The following is a 13,303-nucleotide window of genomic DNA, read 5'->3' as shown; positions in this document are numbered from 1 at the left end:
AGTTTTAGCAATACATAAAGTTAGCAAAATAAAAACAAAAAATTATTTTTCTTTGGAAGCTGAGTGAGTTTTCTGTTCCATTTCTTTTTGAAGTTCTTCCAATACGGGTCTGATAGTATTTTCCGGCAAATCACTGATTCTAATGTACATTAAACCATCAATAGCATCATTAAATTTAGGATCAACATTAAAAGCGATAACCCGAGCATTCTGTTTAAAATATTTCTTTATAAGAACTGGAAGTCGAAGAGCTGGTTCCAGTTCATCAATAAGTTTATCAAACTTATTCAGATCATTATCAGCAGCTTCGAAGAAAAGATCCTTTTCATTTTCGTTCAGACGTACTTTAAATTCATTTTTAGGATGTACATATTGAGCAACATAAGAGTCAAAGTAATGCGATCTCATAAATTCCACCATAATGGATTTGGAAAAATTAGAAAACTGATTACTTATGCTTACCCCTCCTACCAGATATTTATAATAAGGATTTCTGAGGCAAACGTGAACAATACCTCTCCATAATAGAAATAAAGGTAGTGGTTTTTGCTGGAATTCACTGATAATAAAAGCTCTGCCCATTTCGATAGTACGGCGGAAAAAAGGATATAATTCCGAATCAAATTCAAAAAGTGAAGCCGTATAAAAACCATTGATACCATAGTTTTCATAAATAGACTGGCCCATACCCATACGATAAGCACCCACTAAAAGTTCTTTTTCATTATCCCATAAAAATAAATGATCATAGAACTGATCAAATTCATCTAAATCAAAAGGTTCATTAGTCCCCTCTCCTACTTTTCTGAAAGTGATTTCACGTAACCGTCCGATTTCTCTTAAAATGCTGGGGATACGTTCTGCTTTAGTAAAAAATACTTCGTATTGATAATTGGTAAATAACTGACAATCAAACTCTCTTAAAAGTTCAATTTCTTTAAGTATAAGATCTTTCGAAGTTTCACTGATAATAGGCTTTGCCTCTCCGAAATTGGCAGATTTAGCCATAGCAGAAACGGAAAGGAATTTTACATTTTTAAACGGGTTTTTAGGAATTGTATAAAACGATCTCAGCATATATACTTTGTTCCTTAAAAAATTACCGAGGCTTTTGTAATCGGCATATTCTTCCTGTTGTTTCACAGAAATAGGCTTACCTATTCTTATCTTAATTGGTTTGGTACGTTTCCTTACCATTTCAGTAGGAAGCATAGCTGTCTGTAAATCAGGATGTATTCGGTACATTTTATAAAAAAGCCGGCTGTTTTTTGCATGAAAATACATGGGAATTACAGGAACTTTAGCTTTCTGAATAAAACGAAGTCCACCTTCAGTCCATTCCCTGTCTTCATATTCGTGAGTTTCTGCGTTATAATGAGAAACCTCTCCGGCTGGAAACATAACCATGCAATGACCCTCTTTAAGATGGCGGTAGGCTTCAACAATTCCTTTTTTACTGTCAAAACTGTCTTTTCTTGTTTCAAATGGATTAACCGGAACAACCACTTCTTTTAAAGGAGCTATTCTTTGAATTAAAAAATTAGACATCATTTTAAAATCCGGACGAATATCCGAAAGAATTTTCATTACGATTATTCCGTCCAGTGCACCCAGCGGATGATTACATACCAGAATAAAAGGTCCTTTTTCAGGTATTCTTTTCAGATCTTCTTCATGAATATTATACCGGATACCTAGTTTTTCCAAAGCCTGTGTTAAAAATTCTCCCGTAGGTAAATCTTTAACTTGATCGTATAAATTATTGATTTTATCAAGTTTCAGCATTCTCATAAGAATCCAGGAAACCGATTTCCCTATAAAACCAAATTTATTAAGTTTTAAAACACTTTGTATATCCTGAATAGAAAATAGACTCATTTTATTCTTTTACAACTACCTGATAGGTGTCTTTTACTATTTGTTCTGATAATATAACTTTTCCTTTTATAAAATTATTGTTAATATCTGCATCAGAATGTCTAATCGTATATAAAGTTACATTACGGGTAACAGCTAAAGTAAAGAATTCTTTCAAATTATCTACTAGCTGATCCAGCGTAAGAAACTTATCTTCAATACATAAACAAACTGATATAGCCGAAACGCTAATCATATTCACTTTAATATTTAAAGCAGAAAGACGGGCAAAGATATAACTTAAATTTTCTTCCTGCATAAAAGAAAAATCTTTTGATGAAATATTTACAATATGCTGTTGGTTTTTAACTATGTAGCAAGGGACTAAAGGATCTATCGCTACTCCCTTTTTAATTGAGGTACCAGGCTTTTCCGGTTCCATAAAAGAACGTACAAAAAAAGGTATTTCTTTTCTTCTGAGAGGTTGCAGGGTTTTAGGATGAATGACCGATGCTCCATAAAAAGCCAGCTCAATAGCTTCTTCATATGAGAGAGAATTCAGAAGACAGGCTTCCTTGAATAATCGAGGATCTGCATTCATCACTCCCGGAACATCTTTCCAGATGGTCATACTTTCTGCATTTAGGCAATAAGCTAGTATAGCTGCCGTATAATCCGAACCTTCCCTTCCCAACGTAGTTGTAAAATAATTAGGATCAGCAGCAATAAAACCCTGTGTAATATAAAGCCCGGAAAAGTCTAAACTTTCAAACTGTTTCAATGTGAATTCCCAATCTACGCGGGCTTCCCGGTATGTACTATCCGATTTAATATAATCCCGGATATCCAGCCACACAGCGGGCATGCCTGAAAAATTCAGAAAAGCACTGATAATTTTGGTAGAAATTAATTCACCGCAGCTTACAACCTGATCGTATACAAAATTATAATTCGGAGATTTATTCTTGCGCAAAAACGAAATTATATCTGAAAAAAACAGTTGAATTTCCTTAAATATAGGATGAGAACTTTCAAAAAGTTCACGGCAGATATCCAAGTGATTATTTTCAACAACTTGGATTTGTGTTAGGTAATCTTTAGAATCGAAATATTGTTTAACCGCTTCTTCCAGAGCATTCGTTGTTTTACCCATGGCTGAAACCACTACCACTGTATTCTCATATCCGGCAGTAAGAAGCACTTTTACGGCATTTCTAACATTCTCTGCGTCCTTCACCGAAGCACCTCCGAACTTATAAACTTTCATACTCGTAACATTCTTGTTTAAAGGAAATATTCAGATAAAAATCTGAAATCTATATGCCATGCATAGGACCAACTACAATAGTGTGAATCAATATAATAATAATAAGAGTTAAAAAGTAAATAACAAAGATATAATAAAAAAGACACATTCGATGTGCATAAAGATAAAAATCAATATATTTGAGATAACAAAACCATCAAAATAGTTAAAAATGAAATCCATTAATCCTCAGACACTGGGAGAATTTATCATTGAAAAACAAGCGGACTTTCAGTACTCCTCAGGAGAATTATCCAGACTGTTAAGTTCTATACGGCTGGCAGCCAAAGTAGTCAATCAGGAAGTAAACAAAGCCGGTTTGGTTGACATTATCGGGGCTATGGGCAATCAGAATGTCCAGGGCGAAGAACAACAAAAGCTTGATGTTTTTGCTAATGAAGTGTTCATTGCGGCATTAAATAACCGGGAGGTTGTTTGCGGAGTAGCCTCTGAAGAAAATGAAGATTTTATCAATGTTAAGCCGGGAACCAATTCACACAAAAGCAAATATGTGGTTCTCATAGATCCCCTCGACGGATCATCCAACATAGATGTCAATGTAAACGTTGGAACCATCTTTTCCATTTACCGTAGAGTTTCGGAGGAAGGACCCGTACAGCTGGAAGATTTTTTACAGCCGGGCAACAAGCAGGTAGCTGCCGGATATGTAGTTTACGGATCATCCACCATGTTGGTATATACCACAGGTAATGGAGTAAACGGATTTACCCTTGATCCGGCATTAGGTGTTTTTTATCTCTCACATCCGGATATTAAAATCCCCGAAACAGGCAAAATTTATTCTGTTAACGAAGGAAACTATATTAAATTTCCGCAAGGAATAAAAGATTACATAAAATACTGCCAGGAAGAAAATGAGGATCGTCCTTATACCTCGCGTTACATTGGTTCATTAGTAGCCGATTTTCACAGGAATATGCTCAAAGGAGGTATCTATCTGTATCCCTCGTATTCGCATGCACCCAAAGGAAAATTGAGATTGTTATATGAATGCAACCCCATGGCTTATTTAGCAGAACAGGCCGGAGGAAAAGCAAGTGACGGTTTTACACGTATTATGGATCTTACTCCTACAGAACTGCATGAAAGAACACCTTTTGTTTGCGGTTCCAAAAATATGGTTGATAAAGTAGAAGAATTTATGAAAAATGCAAAATAGTACAAGACCTCTTACCTTTATTTTAAAAGAATTCAATCAGTTAGATTTATGTGAATTGTACAGTTTACTGCAATTACGCAATGAAGTTTTTGTTGTAGAGCAAAATTGCCCGTATCAGGATTTGGATAATAAAGACTTCGTTGCTCATCATCTTTTAATATACTCGCAAGAAGAACTGGTTGCCTATGCTCGATTGTTTCGTTCCGGAATATCCTTTGCAGAAGCCTCTATAGGCAGGATAATCACCAGCAAAAAAGTGCGTTCCAGCGGAATGGGAAAAATTCTGATGGAAAAGTCTATTCAATCTTTATATGAGCTTTACGGGTTTCAGCCTATCCGTATCGGGGCTCAATGTTACGCCATACCTTTTTATCAAAAATTCGGATTTGAAACCGATGGAGATATCTATCTGGAAGATGGAATCGAACATATAGAAATGTGTAAGAAAAACTAAACAAAAATTGCGGTTATTCATAGTGAAATAACCGCAATTTTATTATAATTGATTTAGGCAATCTTATTTTAATTCCGGAACACTAAGTAAAGAATTAGGATCTGTAGTTTTTTCCTGGTTTATCAAAGTATTCTCCTTTTTCAAATGACGCATCTTTCCGAAATTGTAGGATATTTTTAGATAGTATATACGATAATCATCCCGCTGATAAAAATGGGTGTTCAGATTGGTACTCGCTATGGTTGAGCTGATTCGGCTTGTATTAAACAGATTGTCTACTCCTACCGAGGCCTTCACGGTCTTGTTGTAAAACGGACGGGAAAGTTCAATATTCGAATAGTTGAATGGCTTATTGGCCTTATATATTCTAAAATATCCCTTGTCCGTGCTAGACATATAAAATGCAGTTAATTTCAGATCCAACGGTAAAACAATTTGCGAATACAAGGCAAAAAACCAGAGCGGTTTCACCTTATCCAGATAAGGATAATCGTTTATTTTGTAATAGTTATACATACCATATAAATAAACAAAGCTCATTTTGTCAATATTCATTGGCTGTTTAAAGAAATCTTTGCCTTTGGAAATTAAACCGAACGGAACGGGAACTCCCAAAGAAACATTATAATTATTCATTCCCTTATAAGTGCGGGTTGTCTGATTAACCGTCAGCGAATTATCTTCCGTTTCATACGAAAGCATGTTAATCTGTTTAGAATACGTATACTGGAAACTAAGTTTCAGGTAATTAAAGGCACTTACGGAAACTTCGTAGTTATCGTAGTAATCTGGTTGCAGATACTGGTTTCCGGTAGAAGTGTTGAACTCATCAAAATACCCGCTGATATTCGGATCCAGACTGGAATACGAAGGAAGAGAAATACTCTTACGATACGAAGCATTTAAATTAACCACAGGGGAAAGTTTATATAATAAACCTATAGAAGGATAGAGCTGTTCCAGACTGTTTTTAGTATGCTGGTTATATTCACGTACCCAGGTTTTATATTCCAGGTTTTCATATCGCAAGCCCGCAGTAACGCTAAAATCACCTATACTTTTATTGGCTTCTGCATATAAAGCATATTGGGAATCATCATATTTAAATCGAAGACCGGACGTATATACCGGAGGATTCATAATTGCTGCTGAGCTGTTCAGAAGGTTGTATTTCCCTCGACTGGTAGAATTGGCTACTGAGTACTTACCTCCAATATTCAGTTTGGTATCCAGAGAAGCTAAAGGAATTTCCAGATTAGCCTTCGCATAAAAATTAGAATAATCCATAGCAATATCACTCACAGAATATAAATACGATCCCAGATTGTTCTGGATACTTTTATTCTGGGTAGATTTATCAAAATAAGAATAATAGGCAGTAACTTCAAGGTTTTTACCCAGGCTGTCAAGTTCCGTACGGTATTTGGCTATAATTTCATGATTGGTATTCTCATTTTTTATCCGCGAATCGTTAAATAGATTTACCGCTTGAAGGCTGTTATTGGAAGTAGACAATGCAGAATTAAAATTTGAAATATCGTTGTAATTGAAATTATAATTAATCAGTAAATTACTTTTTTTATTGAAACGAATATTTGCGGATGGTCGGAAAAAATAAAAACGGTTATAACTTTGATCATTATTTTCCTGATTATATAAAACGGAAGGTGTAAAATACGTAAACTCTCGGTTGTAAGTAGATAAGCGTTTACCTTCCCGGTAGTTAAAACCGGTGTTTAGTTGAAGGCTTACCTTGTTGATACGGGTATTTAAACTTAGAGAAGGCGAAACCCGCTGGGTTTTATTGGCGCGGTAATTCAAGGAAGCAGTTCCATTAATACCTTTGAGAGCCCTGCCGTTGGTAACAATATTGATTATTCCTCCGGAAGTATTGGCCTCATACGCCGCTCCCGGATTGTTGATGATTTCAATTTTCTCAATGGAAGTGGCCGGAATTCCCTGTAAAAGATTTTCCAGGTCGTCTCCGGATAATCCGGTAGGCGAATTATCAATATAAATAGCCATGGACTTTCCGTTTACCGTAAGTTCCCCTCCATAACCCTTAATTACTCCCGGAAGCTTCCGAAGGGCATCTTCCGTGCTGCCTCCCGACAACATATCGTTGTTTTTTACCGAATAAGTCGTCTTATTAGCTTCAACGGAAACATATTTTTCCCTTACGCCCGATACGGTTATCGTACCTAGTTCTTTTTCACCCCCCGAGGCGGAAAGCCGGGGCTCTTTTTTCCGGAACAGGAAATATTCTCCTAAATCCAGCGTATCACGTGATTGTTCCGTAATCAGAAAGCTGAAACTTTGAGGTTCAAACCCCTCGGAACTTACCGATATGCGGAACTTTCCCGGAATTTTTGATATATGGTAAAGATTATAACATTTACGGGATATAAAATTCTTTACGTCCTGGTATCCGGTAGGTTCTTCGTATTGAAAGAGTATGTTTTTTTGTGTGCTGTCACTCTCACAAGCCTTTTCTGCATCCATGATACGGAATCCCAAAGCTATTTTCGACTGTGCGAAAACAGATCCCGGTAGAAGCATTATAAAGCATGAGGAAATAAATAATCTCATAGTATATATTTCTAAAATTTTTATTTATAATGTAGGTTTATTAAAAATAAAACCGTTTATCCAGATAAGTAGTTTTATTTTATCAAATGTTACGATAGATTGCTATCTTAATGTTACAAATATAAGTCAATGGCTCACGTAAAAAAATATAAATTAGGTGGATTAAATCTTTTTCCGTAATTGCTAAAGTAAGCTATTATGGTAAAACTGCGGTTAAACGCTTCTTTAAAACTCTAAAACTTAGCTTATTTATGAGAATCATAATAACTCAAAAATAAAAACTTATATCTGTACTTGGGTGTATCGAATGTTTTTATAAAAAATTTAAAGGCAAAATATGTTCAAATACGGAAATTTGCTGTAATAAGCCCTAAAAGACTGCAAATCTATGATTTATGATAAGCGGGCAAAAGAAGAAAATGTTTAGTGTCATTAATTCTATCCGTCCCGCCTTTCATAAATGTCTTTTTGGTAATGGTTCTATTTATAGGTATTTAATCTATATAGAAGAACTTTTAATAAATCTTGGTAATTTTTGTATTCTTCGTCAGATAATAATCTGTTATTATTGATTTCAGCCAAAACATTGATTGAATTTTTAAATTCAAAATAAGCCCGATCCTTATAAGTAGGAATGTTTTTAGCTTTATCTTCTATATATACATCTAATTCTTTTTCTTTTTCAATTCTTTGATTTTCGTAAAAATTGTCATAAACAAATTTTCTTAATTGAACTATTGAATTTATATCTACCGTATTGTTAAAGACTCGTGTCAAATTCTCGTTTTTGGTTTCAAAATAGGAATTTACAGCCATATTTATGGAAGGAATAAATTGAAAAAAGTCATTTAAGTTATAGTTAGCGGATACATATTCCCTGGCTTTTAATAACGTATTTTTTTTAGAATCCGAAAATTTAAATATATGTTTGTTCTTATACTCTGCATTTAATTTTTCAGCAAATGCGATAAATGGTTCCATCTCTTTTTTAGATTTCGATGGCAGCGGTTTGGTATTATTTTTAATGTTTATCATATACCAAAGTATTTCATCCATTAAGAAATTTTGGTATTTTAAAAACAAAGTACTCTCATCTTTCAAAATGGTTAATTGGTACTTAAAATTGTTTAGATTAAGAATTGGGTTATAATCCCACGTGTCATAGGGTTTGAGTTTGTTGATTTTTGCATAAGATTCATTCGTAGAATTTGAATTAGACGAAGTAAAAAGATTATTATTGGATTCTGGTATACTTATGTGATTAGGTAAAGCAGAATAGCTAAACTCTTTAATTTGTTGGTTATTAGATGTGAAGTTGTTTTTTTGTTTTACATAGAAGAAAAGAATGTCATTCTTACTATCTAAATTTTTTAGTTCGTTTGCAATTTCCTCTGAGTTAACATATTCATCAATAATATAAGAAGCATTTAATATATTTTCTAAAATAGCAATTTTATATTTCTTTTTTATTTTGTCATTAATATCTGTAATTTTAGTATTCTCAGTTTTCCAACTTGCAATTGCGCTAAGAATTTTTGTTTCATTAATGGGGTTAATATGGTTTTTCAGTTCGGAATAGGCATTATCAAAATCTACAGATGTAAAGGTATCTCCCGGTTTCAGATATTTAAATTCTAATCTGTTTTTTACCGTTTGTTCTGTCATATCAGCTCTGATGGTTTGATAGGCTTGAATCGTGATTCGTGCAATCTGTTTTTTATCGATTTCATAAATAATTTCCGGTTTAATCTGTCCGTTTAGCAAATATTTACTTGCATCTGCATCCGGTAATGTCTTTTTTAATACAGTAGTGATTCCCGATGCAGGAATTCTCGATTCTTCCCATTTCCAGTTATCTTGTGAGTTATTGGCTAACTCTATTTGTTCTTGATAAAAAACTCCGTTTTCTCTTGACATCAAATACAAAGTGGCATCAATATTAGATTTTACATAAATTTCATTTAAGGTAGCACCCAGCTTACCTAGCTTAGTCGTAGCAGGTTTATAATTAAAGTCCAATACGGCTATGTATTTCGGAGTACTGGTATTGTTTGTGATATAGCTGGGAATAGTTATATAGCTATTGATTAAATTATAGTCTTTTAATTGTTCTGAAGAGGAGGTTTTAACTAGAGTAATGTCTATGGGACTCTCAGTTTTAATTAGTTTAGGTTGGATAGTTTTTATAAATTCTATATTTTCTGTTTTAATTTTTTGAGCACTTAAAAAACTAAAAAAACCTAAAATTAAAAGTAAAAATTTTTTTTTCATTTATATATATTTGTTAATATCCGTTTTTGGATTAGCCTGAATGAGAATAAAAATATGTAAGTAATAATCAGTGAAATAGGGTTTTATGAGATAAAAGATATGAAAGATAAAGCTTTCAACCAGGCTGCAAATATAACGAAATCCTTTTTTTTATTGTTATAACGATAAGTAATGCCAAAATATTAACACAGTTAGCATATAAAATGCACAAATGTTAATTATTTTTATTATTCGATTAAGAGACTAAGTACATGTTTCAGGGACTGATTCTTGTTGTAATTTTTCAACAATATTTTTAGCATTAATTTGGGGATTTTGGATAATCATGGGTTCTTCTTTTTTTTGTGAGCAGGTAGCCAGAGTAAAAAATACGGCTCCCAGCATGGCGATGAGTTTGCGTTTCATATTTCAGGGTTCAGGGTTAGGATCAAATAAATATATTTTACAGAGGCTATATTCTTTTGCCTCCAGCAGGGTAAATGGAATAGGTTCCCCTTTATTTGGAGAATAATCAAAGTCTAGTAAACCCCAATCAGATTCATTTTTAATATTTCCGGAAAAGATTCCTTTAACCCCGGAAAATATCAGGATCAACTCCATAAACAAGCCCTTCTGGGGGCTGGTGCCGTATCGAAGTTTCAGCCCGGCTTCCTCATTTAAATCAAAATCTACTTTACCTTCTATACTATTTTGTATTTTTAGAAAATTAAATTCCTTATTAAATTCTCCATTAATCATAATTTTCAGATCAATTTTACCATCTACCAGCCGTTCGTAATGGCCGAGGGTAAAGAGGTGAAGCATTCTTTCTCTTGCGGAATATTTGTTGGTCAGCAGATGGTAGCGCAGGCTGTCTTCAAAAGCCAGGATTCCGTCAGCATCAAAGTTTCCTTTCACGGTGGTAAAACCGGCCTTTTTCAGCAGGGCGGCCACTTGGGCATTTCCTTCTTTTCCGCCTTTTTTTCCCGGAGTTCATAAAGGATATAGTTGATCTTTGGAGTCAGTTCCCTGCCGATCAGCTGCCACAGTTCGCAATGCAGGTTATGGTAATTCCGAAGCTCGAAAATCGTAAGGCCCAGCCGGTTCGCAACTGTTTCCAACGTATCTCCCTTTTGTACACGGTATGTTAACATACAATGAGTTTTATTCGGACAAAGATAGGAAAAACGGATAAAAAATATACACAAAATGTGTAGATTTTTTATCTGGATGAGAGGAAAGTGAAATAAAAAATAACCTACCTCTGAAACTCAACCACTTCCAGATTTAGAATCTGGCTGCCGTCAATTTCGAAACGAAGCATGGTACGAACCTTATGAAAACCGTAAATGCCTATTGCTCCCGGATTCATATGAAGCAGGTGTAATTTTTTATCGTTCATCACTTTTAGTATATGTGAGTGGCCGCAGATAAAAAGCCGGGGCGGATTTTTCTGAATAAGTTCCCGAATGCTTGGCGCATAACGTCCCGGATAGCCCCCGATGTGGGTCATCCAGACGGTTACCTTTTCACAGTAAAAACGCTGATGTAAAGGAAATTCCTTGCGTATTTCGGTGCCGTCGATATTTCCGTAGACGGCACGGAATACGGGAGCCGCTTCTTTTAAAGCATCCGAAACTTTAGGATCTCCGATATCTCCTGCATGCCACACTTCATCGGCCTGAGAAGCATAGTCCAGTATTCTTTCATCCATATATGAATGCGTATCGGAGAGTAATAGAATTTTTCTCACTATTTTTGCAGTAAAATTACGATAAAATTGCGGTATTTCATTCAATTTTCTTACGACGGAACCGGGTATTCGGGCTATCAGATTCAACCCCGCCAGCTTACGGTTCAGGAAGTGCTCGAAAAATCACTTTCCACTCTGTTGCGGCAGCCGGTGAAAACTATTGGTGCCGGAAGAACCGACGCTGGCGTACATGCTTCAGATATGTATGCCCATTTCAATTTTCCGGATCCTTTTCCGCCTAATTTTCTGAAAAGGCTGAACTCTTTCCTGCCCGACGATATTGCGGTACGCCGCATAGTTCCGGTGGCTGATCAGGCTCATGCCCGATTTGATGCGCTCAGGCGTACCTACCGGTATTTTATTTCCACACGTAAAAACCCTTTTAAACAAAAGTTTCATGCCCAGTTTCTCTACTATGATCTGGAGGTGCAGAAAATGAATGAGGCGGCTCGTATTTTATTTGAATATACCGATTTTACCAGCTTTTCCAAGCTTCACGCTGACAATAAGACCAATGACTGTACTATTTTTGAAGCCCGTTGGGAACAAAATGAAGACGAACTGGTCTTTATCATTACTGCCAATCGCTTTTTACGAAATATGGTACGGGCCATAACGGGAACTTTGATCGATGTAGGAAGAGGCAAACGAACGCTGGGAGATTTCAGGGAAATAATTGAGAAAAAAGACAGGGCTTTTGCTTCTACTTCCGCTCCTGCCCAGGGATTGGTGCTGGTAAAAGTAGAATATCCGGAAGAAGTCTTTCTTACTTCCGGGGACTAGCCATCAAAACTAAATTTTCCGCATCTCCCCTTTTCAGGTTTTTTAAAGATCCTTTCCAGCTCTGCTTCTTCGCTTTCCAGAAATAGTCTTTTCCTTTTAGCTGAATACGGATTCCGGAATTTGTATCAGATTCACAGATTGTGTAGGTTACGCTTCCGCTGGAGAAGCTAAGGCTGTGTAACTGAGGACCCTGTTGCAGGGTGAATTTTTGCTGTATAACCTTATTCTCTCCTGCCGGATAGGAAAAATCTACTTGTGATTCGGGATTCAGAAAGCTATAATAAAGAGAATTTTTATATATAAAAAGGACTACCCTGCCTTTCCCGTTTTCCACTTCAAAAGAAAGACAGGCGGTATAGTTTTCTGCATTTTCTTTCAACGAGCGATAGGTATATTCTTTCCATCCGGATCCGGTCAGCCTTTTTTCATCGATTTTGTAAAAAGGATACTCATCAAAAGAGTAAAGCACCGTTTTTATTTTTTTCAGCTTTTTATTTTCCCATACATACTCTTCATCTATAGCCTCCCTATAGGAATATTTATTGCGGGTGATTAAAGTCTGTGTAACTGGATCCACCGCTAGATACCCCGACCGGTAACAATAAGCTTCCGAATAGAACTCGCTTAACTCTTCATTTTTAGTCCAGGAATGGTTATCCCAAAGATAAACCGTTCCCCCGTCATGATAGCAACCTTCTTCAGACTGGTGATCGTCAAAAACCACTAAATCCGGATACCCGTCAAAATTAAAATCTTCCTGAATACTCAGGGGCAGCCGGATATTATTTTTCGAAATTTCATGCAAATTCGTAGTATGCCGGGATGTAAATTTCTCCATTAGGGTTTTATCTCCGGTTTGAAAAAGTTTTTTACCCGATGCTTTTGAAAATATTTCCCAATAAAAATCCGTACGATAGCTTGTAGTGTCCGAAGAAATTCCTTCGACATAAAAATCTTCCGAAAAATCCTGAATACGATACCCCTGCTGGGCAATGGCCGGAGAATTTACAGCAGGTAAAATGAGCACATAAAATAGAAATAAAGGGGTTGGCAGATGAAAGAAATTAGAAACATAATTCAGCATGAGGAATTGAGCATAGGGTCAGAACAAATATAATTATTTTAGAATAA

Annotated in this window: 12 protein-coding genes; 3 read left to right on the top strand and 9 right to left on the bottom strand. The window is 35.5% G+C overall.

The features are described 5' to 3' along the window. Window positions 1-42: 42 nt before the first annotated feature. Both EQ921_RS00785 and EQ921_RS00780 read right to left on the bottom strand, forming a co-directional pair. Complete coding sequence (locus EQ921_RS00785) at window positions 43-1,878, bottom strand: lysophospholipid acyltransferase family protein (RefSeq protein WP_128150215.1); 1,836 nt, start codon at window positions 1,876-1,878, stop codon at window positions 43-45. A 1-nt stretch (window position 1,879) separates the two neighbouring features. Further along, window positions 1,880-3,124, bottom strand: coding sequence for an aspartate kinase (locus EQ921_RS00780; protein ID WP_128330200.1), 1,245 nt, complete (start codon window positions 3,122-3,124; stop codon window positions 1,880-1,882). A gap of 211 nt (window positions 3,125-3,335) precedes the next feature. On the opposite strand from EQ921_RS00780, the gene fbp reads away from it, so the two are divergent. Both fbp and EQ921_RS00770 read left to right on the top strand, forming a co-directional pair. Next, on the top strand, window positions 3,336-4,343 hold the full coding sequence (gene fbp / locus EQ921_RS00775) for a class 1 fructose-bisphosphatase (protein WP_128150211.1): 1,008 nt from the start codon (window positions 3,336-3,338) through the stop codon (window positions 4,341-4,343). Beyond that, window positions 4,333-4,797 (top strand): GNAT family N-acetyltransferase, encoded by a 465-nt coding sequence (locus EQ921_RS00770; RefSeq protein ID WP_128330199.1) that lies wholly within the window; start codon window positions 4,333-4,335, stop codon window positions 4,795-4,797. The genes fbp and EQ921_RS00770 overlap by 11 nt, the downstream gene beginning before the upstream one ends. 63 nt (window positions 4,798-4,860) lie before the next feature. Here EQ921_RS00770 and EQ921_RS00765 read toward each other — a convergent pair whose 3' ends face one another. From EQ921_RS00765 to EQ921_RS00745, 6 genes are all read right to left on the bottom strand, one after another. Further along, window positions 4,861-7,386 carry a TonB-dependent receptor domain-containing protein gene (locus EQ921_RS00765; protein ID WP_128330198.1) on the bottom strand — a complete coding sequence of 842 codons (2,526 nt, stop codon included), beginning with the start codon at window positions 7,384-7,386 and terminating at the stop codon, window positions 4,861-4,863. 480 nt (window positions 7,387-7,866) lie between these two features. Continuing rightward, entirely contained in the window at window positions 7,867-9,657 is a 1,791-nt protein-coding gene (locus EQ921_RS00760; RefSeq protein ID WP_128330197.1) for a hypothetical protein, read from the bottom strand. A 243-nt stretch (window positions 9,658-9,900) separates the two neighbouring features. Further along, window positions 9,901-10,062 carry a hypothetical protein gene (locus EQ921_RS14705; RefSeq protein WP_164875556.1) on the bottom strand — a complete coding sequence of 54 codons (162 nt, stop codon included), beginning with the start codon at window positions 10,060-10,062 and terminating at the stop codon, window positions 9,901-9,903. A 3-nt stretch (window positions 10,063-10,065) separates the two neighbouring features. Beyond that, a complete protein-coding gene (locus EQ921_RS00755) occupies window positions 10,066-10,590 on the bottom strand; it encodes a hypothetical protein (RefSeq protein WP_128330196.1) in 525 nt (174 codons plus the stop codon). Next, on the bottom strand, window positions 10,575-10,790 hold the full coding sequence (locus EQ921_RS14985; RefSeq protein WP_128330195.1) for a LysM peptidoglycan-binding domain-containing protein: 216 nt from the start codon (window positions 10,788-10,790) through the stop codon (window positions 10,575-10,577). Before EQ921_RS14985 ends, EQ921_RS00755 begins: the two co-directional genes overlap by 16 nt. A 104-nt stretch (window positions 10,791-10,894) precedes the next feature. After that, window positions 10,895-11,389 (bottom strand): metallophosphoesterase, encoded by a 495-nt coding sequence (locus tag EQ921_RS00745; protein WP_128330194.1) that lies wholly within the window; start codon window positions 11,387-11,389, stop codon window positions 10,895-10,897. A 27-nt stretch (window positions 11,390-11,416) separates the two neighbouring features. Here EQ921_RS00745 and truA point away from each other — a divergent pair, with 27 nt between their 5' ends. Beyond that, window positions 11,417-12,172, top strand: coding sequence for a tRNA pseudouridine(38-40) synthase TruA (gene truA, locus EQ921_RS00740; protein WP_128330193.1), 756 nt, complete (start codon window positions 11,417-11,419; stop codon window positions 12,170-12,172). On the opposite strand, the gene EQ921_RS00735 is transcribed toward truA, so the two are convergent. Next, complete coding sequence (locus tag EQ921_RS00735; protein WP_128330192.1) at window positions 12,156-13,256, bottom strand: hypothetical protein; 1,101 nt, start codon at window positions 13,254-13,256, stop codon at window positions 12,156-12,158. The genes truA and EQ921_RS00735 overlap by 17 nt on opposite strands. Window positions 13,257-13,303: the final 47 nt, after the last annotated feature.

Origin of the sequence: Apibacter sp. HY039 (assembly GCF_004023655.1) — a bacterium.
GTDB lineage: Bacteria > Bacteroidota > Bacteroidia > Flavobacteriales > Weeksellaceae > Apibacter > Apibacter raozihei.
This window is presented reverse-complemented; position numbering and strand designations above follow the sequence as displayed.